This window comes from Leptospira harrisiae, assembly GCF_002811945.1.
Lineage (GTDB): Bacteria > Spirochaetota > Leptospiria > Leptospirales > Leptospiraceae > Leptospira_A > Leptospira_A harrisiae.
Genome location: NZ_NPDX01000005.1, coordinates 248,875 through 267,719, shown reverse-complemented (window position 1 = coordinate 267,719; position 18,845 = coordinate 248,875). Strand labels below are relative to the sequence as shown.

Genomic DNA, 18,845 nt, shown 5'->3' with positions numbered 1-18,845 from the left:
TTGTTCAGAAAAAAAAACGACTTTCACTACTCCATGAATCTCTAAACTTTTCCCTAAAGAAGGTATCTATGCACGGGGAAGAGTCACTATTACAAGACATTGGTCTTAGTATTATTTTTGCAACAGTCTTAAGTCACATTGCCAGAGTCCTCAAACAACCGTTAATTTTAGGTTATATCATTGGTGGAGCCATGCTCGGCAAGGAAATGGGGTTTGAACTTGTCACGAACGAAGCCAGTATTGAACTCATTTCTGAAATCGGACTCATCTTACTACTTTTCATCATCGGATTAGAAATCAATTTGGCCGAACTTGCGAAAATGGGTAAGGCCATGTTTACTTTGGGGATCCTTCAGTTTACACTTTCAGTTGCCTTCGTTTACTCTGTGTTTCCTTTTTTTGGACTTTCGATTGGTTCTGAAAAATTCGACCTTCTTTATATTGCTGTGGCCCTATCACTCAGCTCTACTTTAATCGTTGTTAAATTACTTCAAGACAAAGTGGAAATCAATACTCTCTCAGGAAAACTAACTGTAGGGGTTTTGGTATTCCAAGACATCTGGGCCATTTTGTTTATGGGGGTTCAACCTAACTTAAACAATCCAGAAGTTTTAAAAATCCTAACTTCTGTTGGTATCATCGTTTTACTCATTGCCTTTAGTTTTAGTGTCAGCCGTTATGTTTTAGCAAAATTATACAAAGCCTGTGCGAGTAGCCCAGAGCTCATTCTATTAACTTCCATCATGTGGTGTTTTCTCGTTTGCGGGATTGCAGGCGAAGCGGGACTTTCCAAAGAAATGGGTGCCCTCGTGGCAGGTATGAGTATCGCTGCTTTCCCATATGGTGCGGATGTCATCTCCAAACTGATTGGAATTCGCGACTTCTTTGTAACTCTATTTTTTGTGGCCCTAGGCCTAAAAGTTCCTCTTCCTAGTTTGGAAGTGATCGGACTATCGGCAGCTATCATTGCTCTTATGTTATTTGTAAGAATGATTACCATTGCTCCCGTCATTATCAAACTGAACAAAGGAGTTCGAAATGGATTTCTAACTGCTCTCAACCTAGCTCAGATTTCAGAATTCTCTCTCGTTATTTTAGCGTTAGGTGCTGGATTCGAACACATCACTCCAAAATTACAAGCGGTGATTTTAACTTCGACCATCATTGCATCCATTTTATCCACATATATCATCATGTTCAATCATGACATTGCGGCCACATTGGAACGTTTGTTAGCAAAGATAGGAATCTCCGACCAAACAGAAGAGTCAACGAAAGACGACAAAGCCGGTCATGGTGGGCATGGCGGCCATGGAGATGGAATGGTGCGAGATATCATCGTTCTTGGATATTTCCGCATTGCCCGTGCCTTTGTGGAATACTTAGAAGACTTATCTCCATCCCTTATCAAACGGATCATCATTGCTGACTACAATCCTGCCTTTAAGGACGAACTCACAAACAAAGGATTCCAATGGGCTTATGCCGATCTTGCTCACCCTGATTCGTTATCCCATATTGGCCTTCATGACGCTTCGATGGTAATTTGTACCATTTCTGATTCCTTTTTAAAAGGAACCAATAACAATCGTTTGCTTTCTACACTTAGCAAATTAGCACCGAATGCAAAAATCATTCTAACCAGTGATGAACCAGGCGAGGCTAAAAAGTTGGTGGCTGATGGAGCACAAAAAGTAATCATCCCAGGTGTGATTACCGGAGAATTTTTGTACGATTATATCTCTCGAGGGATGAGAAATAACGAAAGGGAAGTGTAGTCATTTCTTAGGATACAAATGGATTAGAATCGAGTTGTCTCTGTTTAAAAAAATAGAGACTCGATTCTATACTGTTATGCGTAAGAAATGCAAATTCCTCTAATTATAAAATTGAAATATTAAATGTTAATGTTTTCCTTAAATTGAATTATTAATTTTTCCTCACTATAGTAAAGAGCACCATAAATTACATACCTCTTAAAAAATGTTAAAAAGATTTATAAAAATATAAAAACATTTAGATATTTACCTATAATTCTATGCCTTATATTTCTTATAAATTGCCAAAGCGAAAGAGAGGAAATATTTGGAAAATCAAAAGAGACAAAGGAAAAAGAAGATGCCTGCAATCCTGCTCTAACAATTACAATATGCGATATTTTTTTATATCAATCGTGTCTTAAAGATCCACCTGGATATGTATCATGCACTGTAAGTAGAGATAATTGTATAATTCAGCGCGATTTAAAATGTTCAGGATAAACTTATTTTTAATGACTGTATCAAGATATATAAAATAATTAAAGAAAATAGATTTAGTTTCCCATTTAATCATAGTAATCATTTCCTGCGTATAACAGAAGAGGAAACGCTGCGCTTCGGCACATTCCCCTTCTGTCACTCGTTTGCATCCGCAAACTACGTGCCAGTCCGTAAAGTCTCTTCGAGACTCAGGGGCGAGGAACATCGGTTAGTCTAGTTTATTATATGCCATACGCCCCTAAAGAAAGGAGAATGATAAAATGTCATCAAATCAGGATTTTGTTGATTACGTTGTTGAACAAATAGAAAATGCAGGAACTATTACCTGCAAAAAAATGTTTGGTGAATATGCTATTTATTCTTATGATAAAATAGTCGCTTTGATATGCGATAATCAACTGTTTGTCAAACCAACTGAAGGAGGAAAAGCATTTATTGGTGATGTTAAAGAGGCACCTCCATATCCTGGCGCAAAAAAAAGTTTTTTAATAGAAGATAAAATCGATGACCGTGAATGGATTAGCCATTTAATAAGAATAACTGCAGACGAATTACCAGAACCTAAACCAAAAAAGAAAAAAACAAAAGGAGAAACAAGATGAAATTGAATTATGTAATTATCTATGTCGATGATGCTGTAAAAGCAACAGAGTTTTACCAAAAAGCATTTGGATTAAAAACAAGGTTTATCCACGAATCAAATATGTATGCTGAAATGGAAACTGGAGAAACAGTGTTAGCTTTTGCAAACAATGAAATGCTAAAAATGAATATTAATATCGATGCACAAAAAGGTTTAAAAAATTGTTTTGAAATAGCATTTTCAACTGCAAATATAATAAAGGCTTTTGAAACAGCTATTCAGAACGGAGCAAAAGAACTTAAAAGGCCCGAGGAAAAATCTTGGGGTCAATCAGTAGCTTACGTTCAAGACATGTTTGGAACAATTATTGAAATTTGTACTCCAATGGCAAAGTAAATGAAGAATAACGGCATTTAACCGCAAACGTAATACTCTTCTAATATATCCTCTAAATCAAACCCTTCTCTTTAAAATCTTTTACCACCACTTCTAAATCTGCTGGGGAATCTACACCCAAGTTGGCCTTATCCGAAAGATAAACACCAATGGTAGATCCATTCTGCAAAGCACGAAGTTGTTCTAAAGATTCTACCGTTTCCCAATCGGAAGTCGGCAGATGATTATAATTCATTAAAAATTCTCTTTCATAGGCATAAATTCCTAAATGCCGATGGTAAGTTGCCTCTCCCTTAAAGGAAGCGGGGATGGGAGAACGGGAAAAATAATTAGCACGTCCGATTCTGTCAAACACCACCTTTACTTTGTTAGGGTCTTTTGGGTCTTCTGTGGAGGCAAAGGGAACTGCTGCTGTAGTCATTTCCCAATTTCTATGTTTGGTTTTTAAATCCAAAACTCCATCCATGAGTTTGGGTTCCATCCCCGGTTCGTCGCCTTGGATGTTGAGAATGATTCCGTAGTTAGGATACTTTTCTGCGACTTCAATGATACGATCGGTTCCTGTGGGATGGTCGGGACTAGTTAAAACTGATTCCCCACCAAATTTGATGACTGCATCGTGAATTCGTTTGTCATCGGTAGCGACCACCAAACGGTGGATAGACTTGGAGAGTGAAGCGTGATGGTAGGTCCACTGGATCATCGGTTTTTCGCCAATGAGGGCCAGTGGTTTTCCGGGAAATCTTGTGCTCGCAAAACGAGCGGGGATCACACCGAGGATTTGGTCGGACATAGTCCTAGTTTACCAAGAACTCGGTAAAGTAAACTTCTTTGATTTTTCCATTGGTCAAAATATGATTTAAGTGGGCTTTGATTTCCTCACGTAAATCCAACTGGTTGGTAATGGATTTTAAATCGTCTTTTGTTTTACGAGCAATCACAAGGTTAATGATGTTTTGCATTTGCGCCACACGTGCAGCAAGTTCCGCAGAAAGTGCAGGTTGACCTGATTCAAATCCAAGAGACATCTTTAACTTTACAAAGTGTGATTCACCAACATCAGATGTGTTTACTCTAAATTCTTCTTGAAATGTGTAAACTTCCAAAGGAGGGGGAGCTTTCACAAGAGAGATATTCTTCTGTTGTTTAAACACACTTGTTGCCGTTTTTTGAGCAACAAACATTGATATAACGGTTACAATAATAATTCCGAAAATCGCAGCAGCAATGTATAATAACCATTTTACAATGGGGGACATCCCTGCAGAGGCGGAACTACCTTCGGCTAACCCACCTTCTTCTTCATCTACTTCACGGTCACCCATGTTAAAATTCTCCTTCTACATTTGTTTCAGTGTTCGGCAAACGAGTGTCAGGTAGTCCATATTTACTTTCCCCTGGCGCCCGTTTCGTAGACTTCTCAGTTAGAATGATGATATCTACCCTTCGGTTAAAAGCTTTTGCTTCCGGTGTACCTTCATTTTCCAAAACAAGAGGTCTATAGGATCCAAAACTAACAGCTTGGAACCAACTTGGTTCAATTTCTTCTGAATTGATCATAAAAACGGTAGCATTGACTGCTCTTGCTCCCGCCAAATCCCAGTTATTAATATATTCGCGTTCTTCACGACCAGGACGATTCACAGGATTGACTGCATCGTCATCACTATGTCCTTCCACTCGAACAAAACGTTCGAGTCCTTTGATAAGGCCCGCGGCTTTTCGTAATGTTTCTCGAATAGCTGGTGTTAGTATTGCAGAACCAGGATAAAAATAATCTGCACCTACAAGAGAAATCACAAGCCCTCTTTCGTTTTCTGAAATCCTGACTTTTCCTGCTTCTACTTCTGGTTTAAAAACTTCTTGGGCATCTTTTTTTGATTTAGAAAGATTACGACCAACCACTTGGGAAGGAAGGGATTCTATTTGCATGCCCATCTCTTCCAAAGATCCTTTTGAAAGTGTTTGTCCCCCAGTGAAAAATCCGGTTGTGGATTTGAATGCAGACAAAATGATCTGCATCTCCTTTGCATCTGTTTTTCCCGTTGTATATAAAAGGATAAAGAAACAAAGGAGAAGTGTCACCATGTCCCCGTAAGTTGCCATGAACTCGGGAACTTTTTGGATGCACTCAGGACATTTTTCTTTTTTAGACGCCATGGTTTTTAGTATTAATCTCCGTCGTCTTTCAATGCAGATCGTTCTGCAGGAGTTAAGAAACTCGCCAACTTCTCTTTAACAATTCGTGGGTTGTCCCCAGATTGGATGGAAAGAGTTCCTTCCACCATAACTTGTTTGATCACAAGTTCATCTTCCGATCTTCGTGTTAGTTTTCTAACAATCGGGGCAGCAAATAAGTTCTGTGCAAGTGATCCGTATAATGTTGTAATAAGGGCTGTCGCCATACCTTGTCCAATGGCACTCGCATCCCCACCACCTAAGTTCTTTAACATCCCCACAAGACCCACAAGGGTCCCAAGCATTCCGAACCCTGGCGCAAAACCTGCATAAGCATCCCACCAACCTCGACCATAGGCATGTCTTGAGGCAGTATTCCCAATTTCGGTTTCCATAATATTTCGAACGAGCTCGGGATCGGTTCCATCCACAACTAGTTGGATCCCCTTCTTTAAAAATTCTTCCGGCAGTTCGTTGATATCATCTTCTAGAGCGAGAAGACCTTCACGGCGGGCTTTTTCAGAAAAACTAACAAGTGTCGTAATGAGTCCAGGTAAGTCTGAGGGAGGATTTTGGAAGGCTTTTTTGGTAACACCTCCCACTCCAATGGTAGAGGTCCATGGGAAAGAAATGATCGTGGCTGCTGCTGCCCCACCGAATGTAATCATTACCGAGGGAATATCGATTAGGTCAGTTAAAGAAAGACCACCCGAAACCACCCCAAGTAACATCAAGGCCGCTCCTAGGGCCAAACCAATGACTGTAGCTATATCCATTTCTTATGTTTCCTCAGGCCTTCTTTCACCAACTCGAGGGAGGTTGTGGATTCTCGTTTGGTAAGCAATTACCTTTTCCACAACTTCCGCAACTGGTTCTTGTACAATGAATTTCTTTTCATTCACAAGAGTGATGATCGTATCTGGATTTGCTTCAATGGTCTCAATCAAATCTGCATTGAGAACAAATTCCGCACCTTTGAGTCGATGTAAAATGACCAAGAGATCCCCCTTCAGAGATTTCTATTTATGTCTATCGACTACCTTTCGAATTTCGCTTACGAATTTTTCTTCCGTAAATCGATTGATGGAATTTTGGAAATCTCCCCGTTTGAAATGGATCTTTTCTGCCCTCTGGATCGCCTCATTTAAGGATTTTACAGTCTGTTCCTTAAAAAACACCCCGGTTTTGTCCTCTTTCACTGACTCCAAAGCCCCTCCCATCCCGTAAGCAATGACAGGGGTGGCATAGGCCTGTGCCTCAACCGGAGTGATTCCGAAGTCTTCCATTCCTGGAAAAATAAACCCTCGTGCCTTTTTGTAAAGTTCCACCACTTCTGTGCGAGGCAGACCTTTTTTCCAAAGGATGTTTTTCGGAAGATTTTTGACTAGTTTCCCTTCTTCCTGACCCCCACCTACAAGGATGAGTGGCTTTCCATTTTCACGAAAGGCTTCAATGGCAAGATCGATTTTTTTATAAGGAGCAAAGGCCGAAACCATCAGATAATAATCATCTTTCGAAACATCATTCACCCGGAAGTCTTGAGGTAAACAAGGCGGGTATACTATTTTATAATCACGTCTATAATACTTTTGGATTCGTCTTCCCACAAAATGCGAGTTACATGTGAAATAATCCACTCTATTGGCAGAAGCCGCATCCCATGTGCGAAGGTAGTTAGCAATGGATTGTAAAAGGAAAAATTTAAACCCTTTTCTACCTGGGAAATAATCATAATACATATCCCAAACATAACGCATGGGACTATGGATATAACTTAAATGAAAAGTATCGGGATGAGGGATCACTCCTTTGGCCACACAATGGGAAGAACTAATCACTACATCATAACCTTTTAAATCCAATGATTCAATGGCCGTTGGAAATACTGGTAGGTAATAGCGGTAGTATTTTTCTTTGAAAGGAAGATTGTTTGTAAAAGCTGTTGTAATCTTTCTGTTTTCAATCCTTTCGTTAAGTTTTCCTTTAGAATAAAAAAGAGTAAATAAATCCGCTTCTGGAAATGCCTTTAATAAACTATCGAGTACGAGTTCGCCACCGCGCATACCGGTGAGCCAATCATGTATAATTGCAACTTTCATTAATCTTGTGGTCCAATCCTTCTTCCCGTAATTGGCGTTGTACGTCCGTAATACGATGCTGTAATTAAAAATGGTATCGGCATGGTGTTCTCTAAATTACGAGAACTTTCCATATAACGCCTTCCTTCTTTTCCAATGGTTTCTGCGTCCTTTACAGTCGCAAGAAGTTCATCATACATTTCTGTACTCCCTATTAATTTGGGAATTGTGCCTTCTGTATGATTTAATTTATCGGAGATGGAACGAAAATCCAAGGTGATTTGTCTGAGGTCGGCTCGATTTTCTTCCATTGTCACAGATGTGGCTTTGAAAAAATCATCAAAATACCGCGCGGAAGGCAAATAGTCAGGTCTTTTTTCACCTTCACGAAATGTAGGTTTGAAAAAGGGGCGTTTGCCATCCGAACTTCCTGGATTGATATTAATGATCCTTCCTGAAAACAAAGTTATCGTTTGAAAATCTACTTCATAATTATCCCAAAGTGTTAACGGATCTTCCAAAGCAATATGAAGTTCGATCGCATGATCCATGTTATGGTCGAGGAATCGACGATCGGGAACATCAATCAGTGGCCTTGAATCAATATGAGCCACATAACCTTTTTGAATTCCCAAAATCCGAACCTCAGTTCCTTCTTTGATTCCATCAATGCGAGAGTAAAATAACGATAACCGGTAGGGATATTTTTTGGCAGGTCGATCCGGTTCAATGACTGTTGTGAAAAATGCGAAGACCAAAATTGAAAAAAAAACGATCCCTGTCAGGGATTCCTTCGATAACTTTTTTGATTTCACGGCAGACTTAAAATTCTTACTTCCAAAGAAAGAGTTGGCAAGCAGATTTTAAATGACTGAATGGGAGAAGATGAAAGCAGTCACCATCCTCAAATACGACGAATCCGAACCACTATTGGAGCTTCGTGAAAAAGAAGTTCCCACACCGAAAGAGAACGAAGTTAGGATCAAAATCCATCTTTCTCCCATCAATCCTTCTGACCTTATGTTCATCCGTGGACTGTATGGGTTTAAAAAAAAGGCACCGGTATCTGCGGGATTTGAAGCCAGTGGAACCATCGATGCAGTAGGAACTGCCATCAAAACTTTAAAAGTGGGTATGAACGTATCCTGCGTGGCACCTCAAAACGACGGATCATGGTCAGAATATATGATCACCACAGAGGACAACTGTTTGCCGTTAGTGGATGGTGTGAGCCTTGACGAAGGATCTAGTTTTTTTGTGAACCCAATGACTGCTTGGGCCATGGTATCCAAATGTTCCAAAGAAGGGCATCCTGCAATGATCCAAACCGCAGCTGCCAGTGCTCTTGGTAAAATGGTAGTTCGACTTTGTAAGGAACGTGGAATTCCTTTAATCAATGTTGTACGAAAGAAAGAACAAGAGGACAGTCTATTAGAAATTGGAGCAGAAAATATTCTAAACTCCACTTCTCCCAACTATCAAAAGGATTTATTCAAAATCTCTAAAAAATTAAATGCTACATACGCTATCGATGCAGTGGCCGGTGAAACCGCACAGTCTCTAGTTGAATGTATGCCTTATGGATCGAAAGTGGTTTGTTATGGTGCTCTCTCAGAAAAACCATTTTCTGTGAATTCCGGAATCATTTTATTCCAAAACAAAAAAGTGGAAGGGTTTTGGTTGTCTTCCTGGATTTATGAAATTGGTTTAGAAGAATTTCAAAAACAAGCCAAAGAAGCACAAAAATTTCTTAAAACTGTTTTCCAAACAAAAATCAACAGACGATTTAAGTTTGAAGAATACAAAGAAGGATTAGAATTTTATAAACAACATATGACCGAAGGGAAGGTAGTATTTGGTCCGTAGATTATTTTTTTTATTCGCTTTCGTATCTTTTGTATCCTTCACTCATTGTTTGAGTGATACAAAAAAGAATTTAGAAAGTCTTAAGGCTTGTAAGTTTGATTTGGTGGATGTTCGTGTAGACCTAAAACCAAATCCAAACTTTCCTTTAATTCCATTAGTGGATTTGTATCCGAAAGTTTCGGTAGTGAATCCAAACGATACCAAAGTCTCCATCTATCAATTTGATTTGGAAATTGAACTTGTGACTCCAAAAGGAAAGGAATACATCGGAAAACTCCAAAACCAAACACCGCTCGAAGTGGAACCTAATTCTGAAGCCTTTGTCGTTTTGAAACTGGTCCCCGATCAAAAAGGATCCATCCTTCCCAAACTTCTTTTGTTAGCAAAACAACTTTCGGATGCGGCTATGCGTGGAGAGGATGTTGAGTTCGAAATTTATGGAACTGTTCAAGTGGATAGTGCTTTTGGAAAACTTCCGATTCCTGTCAGAGAAGTTTCTCGGATCAAACTTAAAAAATGAAATTATTTTTCCATGGGATTTACGCCCTTTTTTTTACCATTGGACTTAGCTTTCAGTGCATTCAAAATCGAGATGACTTATTTTATTCGGCACAAGAAGGAAACCAAAAGATTTTTGAAACCTATACATTAAAAAATTCAGCCTGCGGGACGAACAAACTTCCGGGAGCGCTTGTGCTTGGCAGAGTTAAAATTGACGAATTAAAACTTTGTTTTAAGGCAATTGAACTTACCGATTGTCGTACATGGAATACGGAAGGATATCTTCCCGACTCTTGTAAGGCAGTTAGTACGAGTTTTCGATAGTTATGTGGCGGTATTTGTTTGATTTATCAACTGCAGAAGTTTTTTTATTCGCATCACTTGCATTGGCTGGCCTTTTTCTACTGGTATTTGGAAAACTAAGAAAAAAAAACACACCTCCTAATACAAAGTCAAAATCAAATTCTAGTAATGAGGATTCTACTCAACCTAACTCAGGCAAATCCAAAAAAGATTCAAAACAATCAAAAGATAACAACCTAAAGGTGATGGAAGTATTTGATTACAATGGAACAAAAATCCTTCACCAAGACGGTGCTTATACAGTGAATGACCAAGGAGTGGTTACAAATTACATGAATTGGAATCTCCTCCCTTCCAAATACCAAAAAATGGTAAAGGAACTAGACAACAGATCTCTAGGAGAAAAAGGAGAGGATTATTTTTTAGAAATGATCAATGGGTTTTATTATGTTTCTCTGCCGGGTGGAAAGAAAAAAAAATATGATTCCATCCAAAGTATCCCAGCAGATATACGAAAACGATTAGGGGTATAATATCCTTATCTAGATAGACAATACTTCTACTTTGTTTTTTATTTTAGAAGTTTGTCTGGACTCTTTTAAGAGTTGTTTCCTTTCTTTTTGTTCCTTGTCACGAAGTAATCCTTCCTCTATGACTTTTTTAGGTGGTTTTTTTAAATCCCAAACAATTCCAAACCAACTGAGTACTTTTAAAATATAATAGGAAACATCCACTTCATACCAATAGAACCCTTGGTTGACCGACGAACAGTAATAGTGGTGGTTGTTATGCCAACCTTCACCCATTGTAAGAAGTGCAAGCCAAAGATTGTTTTTACTTGTGTCTCTTGAATCATACCGCACTGACCCATATACATGTGAAAGTGAATTGATGGTCCAAGTGGCATGTCCCAATACAAAAGTTGAAACTGCATACCCATAGACAAGCCATGCCCATCCACCCACTAGATATAGTACGATGGCATACGACAGTGGCGCAATCCAATGGTAACGATCAATAAAACGTAACTCGGGGTATTTGTAAAAATCCGGAATCAGTTTGGCTTCATAATCATTGTAATCGTTACGCAAAAACCAAAACATATGGGAATACCAAAACCCTTTTCGACTAGGGGAATGGATGTCCTTTTCTGTATCCGAATACTTGTGGTGGTTTCTATGATGGGCTGCCCACCAAAGAGGACCTTTCTGCATGGCCATTGCCCCAATCCAAGCCAATACAAATTGAAATACTCGGGAGGTTTTGAATGAGGCGTGGGAAAAATAACGATGGTAAGCGGCTGTGATTCCAAACATCCGAAGGAAGTAGGATCCAATGGCCAGCCAAACGAGTGACCAAGCAAACGGAACGGTAAAAACAGTTAGCACAGTGGCTTGGACCAAAAAAAACAAAATTAGAAAAAGTAAGGGAGCTTGTTCTTTGACAACGGGCTCAACGGTAGAGGAGGAAGAATTCATTCAAGTAAACCTATATCTATTGGAGTCCCCTACGAACGTTTGGTTGCAAAAAAATTCATTCTACTTGATTCCCGATTTGCCTGTAGCACCCTGTCCATATACCCATGTCATCGAAAATCGTTGTCCAAAAATACGGTGGAACCTCCGTTGGTGACACCACTAAAATCCAAAACGTGGCCAAACGTATCAAACGTTACCACGACGAAGGCCAAAAAGTTGCCGTTGTAGTTTCTGCAATGGGACATACTACTGACGAACTAGTCGATCTGGCTGACCAAATTTCTAAAAATCCTCCGAAAAGAGAAATGGATATGTTACTCTCGACGGGCGAACAAGTGTCGATTGCCCTTCTTGCCATTGCTCTAAATGAGATCGGAGTACCAGCACAATCCTTTACTGGTTCTCAATTAAAAATCCTAACCGATGGAAACTTCTCCAATGGAAAGATCGAAATGATCGATCGTTCGCGAATTGATGAGGCATTTAACAAAGGAAAGGTGGTAATCGTTGCAGGTTTCCAAGGAATTGATAAAGATGAGAACATAGTCACCCTTGGTCGTGGTGGAAGTGATACTTCTGCTGTGGCTCTTGCTGCTGCCCTCGGTGCTGATGAATGTGAAATTTATACAGACGTTGATGGTGTTTACACCGCCGACCCAAGAAAAATTCCAACAGCAAAAATGCATAAACAAATCACTTACGAAGAAATGTTAGAACTCGCAAGCCTTGGTGCAGGAGTCCTACATTCTCGAAGTGTTGAATTAGGTATGAACTATAACGTGGTCATCCACGTACGATCCAGTTTCCACGACAAACCGGGAACTTTAGTGATGAGTGAGGACAAAATTATGGAAAAAATGAAAGTGAGTGGAGTGACTGCAAAAGGTGACCAAGCTCGTGTGACCATCGCCGATGTAAAAGACAAACCAGGAATTGCTGCGGAGTTATTCACTCAATTGGCAAACAAAGATGTAATCGTGGACGTCATCGTTCAATCTTCTCCAAGAGACGGAATCAATACCATTTCCTTCACCATTGCCAAAAAAGATATCGTTGCCGCAAAACCAATCATTGATGCTTATGCAAAAGATCATGGAAATGGAAAAGCAGAAATTGATGAAAACATTTCGATTGTATCTGCTGTTGGTGTGGGAATGAAATCTCATGTAGGTGTGGCCGCTAAGATGTTCCAATCGCTTGCTGAAAAAAACATCAATATAGAAATGATCTCCACATCAGAGATTAAAATTTCCTGTGTCATCAAACAAAACCAAGCGGAAGACGCAGTAAAGGCTTTACATACCACGTTCATCGGATAAATTTACGACCGTATGCAAAAAGGATCACGATTGTCTCGATTTCTCGTTTTGTTTTTTGCATCGGTTTTAACCTTTAGCCTACTTTTTACGCCTTTTATAAGTGTAAGTTCTTACGAATCTTTAAACGCAGTTATGGCCATTGTTGGCCCGAGGTCCATTTCCAGTTTGGATTATGAAGAAGGAGTGGAACGATATAAAAACCTATCTCGTTTTTTCCCCAACTATCGCAAAAAAGGTTCTCTTCATTCCCAAGTGGTCGATTTTCTAATTGATCGAGCGGTGGTTGATAATGCCGCTGATGAAGAATCCATCCAGGTCAATGAAAAACGAATTGAAGCAGAAATTCAAAAAAGAATGGAAGCGCAAGGGATTAGTGACCTAGAACAATTTAAAAAATCAGTTCAAAATCAGTTCAATTTACCATACGATGTTTGGTTAGAAGATTTACCTTACCAAATCAAAAAAGGGCAACTATTACAAATCAAGGTGAGCCCTCCCTTACCTTCTGAACAAGAAGTTCAATCTTGGTATAACAAAAACAAGGCGAAGGTAGGATCAGAGTTTCGATTTAGAGAAATCGTTTTTTCCCCTTCCAATTCATCGATTGATGAAGAAACAAGAGTGTTTAACGAACTCACAGAAATCCGAAACAAATCTTTAAAAGATCCTTCATTTTTTAAGTTAGTTGCCTCAGGTCCAAGAAACGAATCTCGATATCGTTTGAATGGAGGACTGGTCAACTGGGTTCCAACTTTTGAATTGTATAAATCCCAACCCACTACTGCTTCTGTATTAACACAAGTAGGCGGAGCTGGAAAGATTTCAGAAGTGTTTAGAGATGATCGTAAACGTTATTGTTTAGTTTATATTGAAGGAATGCGACCTACTCCATTGGATGCAGTCAGAAAAGGAATCCAAGGATTTTTGTTTCGAGAGAAAGAACAAACTTCTTTTGAAGAATGGGTTTCTAACACTCGAAAAAACTCATCCATCTCTATCTTTGATCCTATTTACATCAAAGAATACAACATCAGCAATCCGGAAGAAAAATACAATATAGACTGATGATGAACCGAAAGGACTATAACCCAAGTTTTGCGGTTGTCTATTTAGACTCCCAATCCATTCAATTTTTAAATGCTCAATTTCAAGTTGAATTGTGGGAAGAATTTATAAATCGACTTTCTAAAGTATTTCCAAAGATACAAATTCATACCAACACAAACACTGCACTATCAGAAAAAATAAATTCCAGTTCTTTGAAAAACAAAATCATAACACATGAAGATGTTTCCAAAGAATATGAATTTTTACTCAAACTTGGAAAACTTTTACCAGAGTCAAAATTCAAAGATCCGGATTGGGATGAAGTTTGTTTTCTATATTTTACTGGGATTTCTCCACTTTTAGATTCAAACCTAACAGAAACAGCTTGGAATCGTCATAAAAACTTTTTTAGCCAGTATTCGTATTCGGAAAACTTACCTCCAGGTCTTACACCTACTATCATCACACGTGAATTTCTTACTTCTTTACCCGATACCTTGTCCACCGACGTCCATTCCTTTTTTCTAAAAAACATCAATCAATATGATGTGGATATTTTTTATAAGGCACCGGACCTTCGCCAACTTAGATTGGACTTTCGATTGGCATCAATTCGTTCTTTAACTCTCATTTTAGGTTTATTACCGATGGGTGAGAGTCTAAGTTATGAGAACCTTCTTTCTAAACTAAAAGAAAAACCTGCGTTATTTCGCAGCGCCCCTTCTTACCTGGAATGGGAAATATACAAAGGTTGTGAACTAAAGTGTACATTCTGTCCGCGCGAATTCGCAGATCTGAACAATGACGGAAGTTTTGTATCTTTAGAAGACGTAAAATCAACGATAACTAAGCTTAATGTTGAACTCACATCACCCATTACCATCAGCCTTTCAGGAAATGGAGAACCACTGCTTCATCCTGAATTCAAAAATATAATTTTAGAAATTTTAAAACTAAAATCTTTATCAGAACTGATCATCGAAACAGCACTTTATACAAATACAGACATTTTGTTGCCTCTCGTAGAAAGTTTAAATCCTTCAGATAAAGAAAAAATTTGTATCATAGTCAATGTAACCACTTTAAAACCAGATGTTTATAAATCCTTATATGGAAAACAGGAACTGGAAAAAGTGCTCCTTAACATTGATTTACTTTCGCAAGCCCTTCCAAACAAATCGTTACATGTGCAGATGATTAAAATGAAAGAAGTGGAAGAAGAAATTGATCCGTATTTTACTTTTTTTGAAAAAAAAGGGATCAATATAATCTTACAAAAATACAATACCTTTGCAAACAAACTACCGGAACGCCGTGTGAGTGATCTCACTCCAATCCACAGAGATTTTTGTTGGCATTTGGTGCGAGATTTGTCAGTGTCAGTGAATGGAACTGTTTCCATTTGCAAACAAAACCAAAACGAAGTTATCGGGAATTTGTACCAAGAAACCTTGGCTGAAATTTGGCAAAAGGGATTGGATTTTTTTAAACATAGTTTTAACGGTGAACACGATAAAATACCTGCCCCTTGTTTGAATTGTGATGAATGGTATACTTTCAACGCGTGATTGTTTTGCCTTTATTCAGGCAAGACTAGGTTCTACAAGATTTCCGAAAAAAATTTTAAAGTCTATTCCTGAAGGTTCAAATACCTCGGTCCTTTGTCATATCCATAACCGGCTCTCCGCGATCTTTCCCAAAGAACAGATTGTTTTTTTGGTCCCCGAAAATGATACCGAACTCATTGAATTTTTAAATGGAAAACATTACCGATATTTCGTTGGATCGGAATCCAATGTTCGAGAAAGATTTCGGAAAGCATGTTCACATTTCCAAGCAAAACATATATTTCGCCTAACGGGTGATAACCCATTTATCGATTTAGAATCCATTCGATATTTGTATGAAGCGATTACTTATATTTCCGATCCTTATTATAGTCTTTCCATGGTTGGTTTGCCATTGGGGATGGGAGTAGAATGTTTTTCTGCAAATTCTCTTTTTTATGAAACGGAAGGCCCAACGCCTGAACGACATACAGAACATGTGTCACTTCATATCAAAGAACATCCGGAAATTCACAAACAATTTAGACTGTCGCCACCACACTTAAATCCACTAACAAATATTAACTCAAATTCACTACGTATCACTGTTGATGAATCCAAAGATTATGAACTAGTTTGTTCCTTGTGGGAAAGGTTAGGAACGAAAGATCCAATATTTGGGGCCAAAGAAGTGATTCAGTTGGCGAAAGACCATCCGGAAGTATTTTTGGTTAACGCTTCTGTTGAACAAGTTACTTTTTCCCTACCTAAATCAAATCAAAAATCCAAACAAGTGCGGATTGTCTATGCAGACCCTTCTCTCTTTGGAAGTGGACATTGGGAACGATGTAAATCTTTATCTGTGTTTTTAGAGATGAATGGATACCATCCTGAACTTTCTGACAAACCAGATATTCAATCCAAACATCTCCCACATATACTAGATATTAGAGAAAATGAATTTCCCATAAACAATTTGTTTTATATTGATAATCTCCATCATTTGCCAAACGAATTCAATGCTAGTTTTTTTCTACCAAATCCTGAGGCACCAACTAGTGAGGGAGATCCTATATCTTATTTTAGTTCTCCACTTTCTGAATTGGATTGGAACCAAATCACAATCCCTGGACGAATTCTTGTTTATGCAGGCAATTTAGGAAAAGAAGAATCAGAACAAATTGATTCCTATCTATTACAATTCCTAAATTCGAAAGTTTCTATTAGAAAAACTAACATAAGTTCAGTGGCTCGTATTGGAGGAACACCTCCTGCTGAAAAAAAAGTGGAATTCCTTACACGAGTTTCTTATATAGAATTTTTGAAACAGATTCAAACTTGTGAAGTCGTTTTAACTTACTTTGGGCAAACGATGATGGAATCTTTAGGTTACGGAAAAAAAGTTTGTTTGGTCGGAATCACGGATATTCACGAATCTTTGGGTCATTTTGCAGAAAATAAATTAGGAATTCCTTATTTAGGTTCTCTTTCGACATTAAATGAAATCAAACAATTTCCGAATGTTTTTCCTCATTCAAAAAGAAAATTAGTTCGCGATGCTCACTTAAAAATTTTGAAATGGTTAGAATCAATTTATGAAAGCTAAAATACAAATTCTTCTTTTCGGTTGTTGCTTTTTATTCTTATCAAATTCTATTTTTTCTCAAACCGAAGATAAAGAAACCATCGAAATCAATGCAAAGATCGAATTGGAAAAAGTCAGTCGCAATATCATCAATGCACTTCGTTATGGAAAATTTCTTTTAGCAGATACAGAATGGAAAAAAATCCAATCCGATATTTATAAATCTTATCCTGAGTATGACTATTTAAACGGAAGTTTGTTATACTCTCGAATGGAATGGCAAGAAGCCAAAGAAAGTTTAAACAAAGCATTAAAAAAAGAACCAAACCATGAAGCCGCAAGTTTTTTACTCGGTATGATCTATGCCCAGGAAGACAGTTGGCCCGAAGCAAAGGATACCTGGACCGAAACCAATCAAATTTCGCCTTACAATCCATTTTATCATTACAATTTAGGTCTCGCCTACTTCATTTTGAAAGACTACAATAATGCCATTCTATCCTTAAACAAATCTTTAGAATACAAAGCAAACTACAATGAAGCGAAACTGATTTTAGCAAAAACTTATTTAGAGCTAAATGAAACAGAAAAAGCAAAAGCGGAACTCTTAACCATTTTGGAACAAGACCCTAAACATCTCCAAGCCTCCCATCTAATGGGCCGCGTGGTTTATTTACTCGAAAAAGATCCAAAAAAATCTCTTACCTATTTAAAAAACCAAAGAGTTCTTGGATGGAGAGAAAAAAAAATATACGCACGATGTTACTTTGAAATACGAAAGTGGAGAGATGCAGAAAACTTACTTCGACCAATCGCCTACTCACCGTTTGCCGATGAATACGACCAAAGTTTTTATTTAAACTTACTTTTGAACTTAGGATATGATGAAAGAGCAAACGACTTCTTTCATTTCATCCAAAAACAATCGCAAAACGAATCTAAAATTGCTGAAGCATACAGAATGTTACTCTCTTCCCGTGAGGGAAAAGATTTATTGTATCACTATTTTAAACTTAGGTATTGATTAAGAAACGACGATATCCGTTTTGGCTTGGGTGTATTTCCATTCCACAGCCACACGAATTAACTTTTCGTTTTCAGTGATGCTGAGTTTGGATTTAATACGAGATCGTAAAGTTTCAATTGTGGAAGGAGCAAGACCCATATTGGCTGCAATTTCTTTGACTGGCATTCCTTCTCCAATCATAAGAAACACTTCCAATTCACGATTGGATAACCTGTCGATGGGATCTTTTTCGTCTTTTTGAGAAGCTCTGTACAAGTGTCCGAGCAGTCTAGTGGCTTGGGAAGAACTTACAAAATAATCTCCCTTAAGCACCGTGTGAATTGCTTCTACGATTTGTGTGGTTGTGTCTTCTTTGAAAACATATCCCATAGCACCGAGTTTAAAGGCACGATCCACAAAAGTATCATCCGTCAACATACTGATGATGATGACGGCAATATTTGGAAAAGTTGTTCTAAGACGTTTGAGCAACTGCAAACCATTTTGGTTTTGTTTGAGTTGGATATCAATTAAGACCAAACTTGGTTGCAGTTTTTCTATATCATTAAATGATTTTTCAATGTTATCCGCACTCCCGATGCACTCTAAATCTTCTGATTTAGCAATTAGGTTTTGTAGTGCATCTACTACAAGAGGGTGGTCATCAACGATATAGACTTGTTTCTTCATATTTTCC

Annotated in this window: 21 protein-coding genes; 12 read left to right on the top strand and 9 right to left on the bottom strand. The window is 38.3% G+C overall.

What is annotated here, in order from left to right; genetic code table 11:
* Positions 1-68: 68 nt before the first annotated feature.
* The 3 genes from CH364_RS16100 (at position 69) to CH364_RS16090 (ending at position 3,240) form a co-directional block, all read left to right on the top strand.
* Entirely contained in the window at positions 69-1,778 is a 1,710-nt protein-coding gene (locus CH364_RS16100) for a cation:proton antiporter (protein ID WP_100743505.1), read from the top strand.
* Positions 1,779-2,521: 743 nt separating this feature from the next.
* Positions 2,522-2,863 (top strand): TfoX/Sxy family protein, encoded by a 342-nt coding sequence (locus tag CH364_RS16095; protein ID WP_100743507.1) that lies wholly within the window; start codon positions 2,522-2,524, stop codon positions 2,861-2,863.
* The gene (locus CH364_RS16090) at positions 2,860-3,240 is read left to right on the top strand and encodes a VOC family protein (RefSeq protein ID WP_100743508.1); all 381 of its coding nucleotides are present in this window, start codon (positions 2,860-2,862) and stop codon (positions 3,238-3,240) included. Before CH364_RS16095 ends, CH364_RS16090 begins: the two co-directional genes overlap by 4 nt.
* Before the next feature lie 52 nt (positions 3,241-3,292).
* On the opposite strand, the gene kdsB is transcribed toward CH364_RS16090, so the two are convergent.
* From kdsB to CH364_RS16055, 7 genes are read right to left on the bottom strand one after another with little or no spacing between them, the layout of a single operon-like run.
* Positions 3,293-4,033 carry a 3-deoxy-manno-octulosonate cytidylyltransferase gene (gene kdsB / locus CH364_RS16085; RefSeq protein WP_100743509.1) on the bottom strand — a complete coding sequence of 247 codons (741 nt, stop codon included), beginning with the start codon at positions 4,031-4,033 and terminating at the stop codon, positions 3,293-3,295.
* A 4-nt stretch (positions 4,034-4,037) separates the two neighbouring features.
* A complete protein-coding gene (locus CH364_RS16080) occupies positions 4,038-4,565 on the bottom strand; it encodes a flagellar basal body-associated FliL family protein (protein ID WP_002972703.1) in 528 nt (175 codons plus the stop codon).
* Position 4,566: 1 nt separating this feature from the next.
* Positions 4,567-5,400: a flagellar motor protein MotB gene (motB, locus tag CH364_RS16075; RefSeq protein ID WP_040917235.1), complete on the bottom strand. Its 834-nt coding sequence runs from the start codon at positions 5,398-5,400 to the stop codon at positions 4,567-4,569.
* A gap of 11 nt (positions 5,401-5,411) precedes the next feature.
* Positions 5,412-6,194 (bottom strand): motility protein A, encoded by a 783-nt coding sequence (locus CH364_RS16070; RefSeq protein WP_100743510.1) that lies wholly within the window; start codon positions 6,192-6,194, stop codon positions 5,412-5,414.
* 3 nt (positions 6,195-6,197) lie between these two features.
* Positions 6,198-6,416: a flagellar FlbD family protein gene (locus CH364_RS16065; RefSeq protein WP_100743511.1), complete on the bottom strand. Its 219-nt coding sequence runs from the start codon at positions 6,414-6,416 to the stop codon at positions 6,198-6,200.
* 21 nt (positions 6,417-6,437) lie between these two features.
* Positions 6,438-7,517, bottom strand: coding sequence for a glycosyltransferase (locus CH364_RS16060; RefSeq protein ID WP_100743512.1), 1,080 nt, complete (start codon positions 7,515-7,517; stop codon positions 6,438-6,440).
* Positions 7,517-8,311: an MlaD family protein gene (locus tag CH364_RS16055; protein ID WP_100743513.1), complete on the bottom strand. Its 795-nt coding sequence runs from the start codon at positions 8,309-8,311 to the stop codon at positions 7,517-7,519. Before CH364_RS16055 ends, CH364_RS16060 begins: the two co-directional genes overlap by 1 nt.
* A 52-nt stretch (positions 8,312-8,363) precedes the next feature.
* Here CH364_RS16055 and CH364_RS16050 point away from each other — a divergent pair, with 52 nt between their 5' ends.
* Genes CH364_RS16050 through CH364_RS16035 form a run of 4 tightly spaced genes read left to right on the top strand, consistent with a single transcriptional unit; the run spans position 8,364 to position 10,699 of the window.
* On the top strand, positions 8,364-9,362 hold the full coding sequence (locus CH364_RS16050) for a zinc-binding dehydrogenase (protein WP_100743514.1): 999 nt from the start codon (positions 8,364-8,366) through the stop codon (positions 9,360-9,362).
* Positions 9,352-9,882, top strand: a complete 531-nt coding sequence (locus tag CH364_RS16045) for an LEA type 2 family protein (RefSeq protein ID WP_100743515.1) — start codon at positions 9,352-9,354, stop codon at positions 9,880-9,882. Before CH364_RS16050 ends, CH364_RS16045 begins: the two co-directional genes overlap by 11 nt.
* Complete coding sequence (locus CH364_RS16040; RefSeq protein ID WP_100743516.1) at positions 9,879-10,187, top strand: LIC13255 family lipoprotein; 309 nt, start codon at positions 9,879-9,881, stop codon at positions 10,185-10,187. Before CH364_RS16045 ends, CH364_RS16040 begins: the two co-directional genes overlap by 4 nt.
* A gap of 2 nt (positions 10,188-10,189) precedes the next feature.
* Positions 10,190-10,699: a hypothetical protein gene (locus tag CH364_RS16035; RefSeq protein ID WP_100743517.1), complete on the top strand. Its 510-nt coding sequence runs from the start codon at positions 10,190-10,192 to the stop codon at positions 10,697-10,699.
* 9 nt (positions 10,700-10,708) lie between these two features.
* Here the strand turns inward: CH364_RS16035 and CH364_RS16030 are convergent, their stop codons facing one another.
* Positions 10,709-11,644 (bottom strand): acyl-CoA desaturase, encoded by a 936-nt coding sequence (locus tag CH364_RS16030; protein ID WP_100743518.1) that lies wholly within the window; start codon positions 11,642-11,644, stop codon positions 10,709-10,711.
* A gap of 104 nt (positions 11,645-11,748) precedes the next feature.
* Between CH364_RS16030 and CH364_RS16025 the strand changes: the two genes are divergently transcribed.
* Genes CH364_RS16025 through CH364_RS16005 form a run of 5 tightly spaced genes read left to right on the top strand, consistent with a single transcriptional unit; the run spans position 11,749 to position 18,166 of the window.
* Complete coding sequence (locus tag CH364_RS16025) at positions 11,749-12,963, top strand: aspartate kinase (protein WP_100743519.1); 1,215 nt, start codon at positions 11,749-11,751, stop codon at positions 12,961-12,963.
* Between the two features lie 12 nt (positions 12,964-12,975).
* Positions 12,976-14,028, top strand: coding sequence for a putative peptidyl-prolyl cis-trans isomerase (locus CH364_RS16020; RefSeq protein WP_100743520.1), 1,053 nt, complete (start codon positions 12,976-12,978; stop codon positions 14,026-14,028).
* Positions 14,028-15,578 carry a spiro-SPASM protein gene (locus tag CH364_RS16015; RefSeq protein WP_100743521.1) on the top strand — a complete coding sequence of 517 codons (1,551 nt, stop codon included), beginning with the start codon at positions 14,028-14,030 and terminating at the stop codon, positions 15,576-15,578. Before CH364_RS16020 ends, CH364_RS16015 begins: the two co-directional genes overlap by 1 nt.
* On the top strand, positions 15,553-17,163 hold the full coding sequence (locus tag CH364_RS16010) for a cytidylyltransferase domain-containing protein (RefSeq protein WP_100743522.1): 1,611 nt from the start codon (positions 15,553-15,555) through the stop codon (positions 17,161-17,163). Before CH364_RS16015 ends, CH364_RS16010 begins: the two co-directional genes overlap by 26 nt.
* Positions 17,153-18,166 (top strand): tetratricopeptide repeat protein, encoded by a 1,014-nt coding sequence (locus tag CH364_RS16005; RefSeq protein WP_100743523.1) that lies wholly within the window; start codon positions 17,153-17,155, stop codon positions 18,164-18,166. The genes CH364_RS16010 and CH364_RS16005 overlap by 11 nt, the downstream gene beginning before the upstream one ends.
* On the opposite strand, the gene CH364_RS16000 is transcribed toward CH364_RS16005, so the two are convergent.
* The gene (locus tag CH364_RS16000; RefSeq protein ID WP_002977218.1) at positions 18,167-18,838 is read right to left on the bottom strand and encodes a response regulator transcription factor; all 672 of its coding nucleotides are present in this window, start codon (positions 18,836-18,838) and stop codon (positions 18,167-18,169) included.
* Between the last annotated feature and the right edge of the window lie 7 nt (positions 18,839-18,845).

Excerpts from the sequence above, each read along its gene's own strand:
- CH364_RS16100 (WP_100743505.1), top strand. The coding sequence starts at position 69 with ATGCACGGGGAAGAGTCACTATTACAAGACATTGGTCTTAGTATTATT.
- CH364_RS16095 (WP_100743507.1), top strand. The coding sequence starts at position 2,522 with ATGTCATCAAATCAGGATTTTGTTGATTACGTTGTTGAACAAATAGAA.
- CH364_RS16090 (WP_100743508.1), top strand. The coding sequence starts at position 2,860 with ATGAAATTGAATTATGTAATTATCTATGTCGATGATGCTGTAAAAGCA.
- kdsB (WP_100743509.1), bottom strand. The coding sequence starts at position 4,033 with ATGTCCGACCAAATCCTCGGTGTGATCCCCGCTCGTTTTGCGAGCACA.
- CH364_RS16080 (WP_002972703.1), bottom strand. The coding sequence starts at position 4,565 with ATGGGTGACCGTGAAGTAGATGAAGAAGAAGGTGGGTTAGCCGAAGGT.
- motB (WP_040917235.1), bottom strand. The coding sequence starts at position 5,400 with ATGGCGTCTAAAAAAGAAAAATGTCCTGAGTGCATCCAAAAAGTTCCC.
- CH364_RS16070 (WP_100743510.1), bottom strand. The coding sequence starts at position 6,194 with ATGGATATAGCTACAGTCATTGGTTTGGCCCTAGGAGCGGCCTTGATG.
- CH364_RS16060 (WP_100743512.1), bottom strand. The coding sequence starts at position 7,517 with ATGAAAGTTGCAATTATACATGATTGGCTCACCGGTATGCGCGGTGGC.
- CH364_RS16050 (WP_100743514.1), top strand. The coding sequence starts at position 8,364 with ATGACTGAATGGGAGAAGATGAAAGCAGTCACCATCCTCAAATACGAC.
- CH364_RS16040 (WP_100743516.1), top strand. The coding sequence starts at position 9,879 with ATGAAATTATTTTTCCATGGGATTTACGCCCTTTTTTTTACCATTGGA.
- CH364_RS16035 (WP_100743517.1), top strand. The coding sequence starts at position 10,190 with ATGTGGCGGTATTTGTTTGATTTATCAACTGCAGAAGTTTTTTTATTC.
- CH364_RS16030 (WP_100743518.1), bottom strand. The coding sequence starts at position 11,644 with ATGAATTCTTCCTCCTCTACCGTTGAGCCCGTTGTCAAAGAACAAGCT.
- CH364_RS16025 (WP_100743519.1), top strand. The coding sequence starts at position 11,749 with ATGTCATCGAAAATCGTTGTCCAAAAATACGGTGGAACCTCCGTTGGT.
- CH364_RS16020 (WP_100743520.1), top strand. The coding sequence starts at position 12,976 with ATGCAAAAAGGATCACGATTGTCTCGATTTCTCGTTTTGTTTTTTGCA.
- CH364_RS16015 (WP_100743521.1), top strand. The coding sequence starts at position 14,028 with ATGATGAACCGAAAGGACTATAACCCAAGTTTTGCGGTTGTCTATTTA.
- CH364_RS16010 (WP_100743522.1), top strand. The coding sequence starts at position 15,553 with ATGAATGGTATACTTTCAACGCGTGATTGTTTTGCCTTTATTCAGGCA.
- CH364_RS16005 (WP_100743523.1), top strand. The coding sequence starts at position 17,153 with ATGAAAGCTAAAATACAAATTCTTCTTTTCGGTTGTTGCTTTTTATTC.
- CH364_RS16000 (WP_002977218.1), bottom strand. The coding sequence starts at position 18,838 with ATGAAGAAACAAGTCTATATCGTTGATGACCACCCTCTTGTAGTAGAT.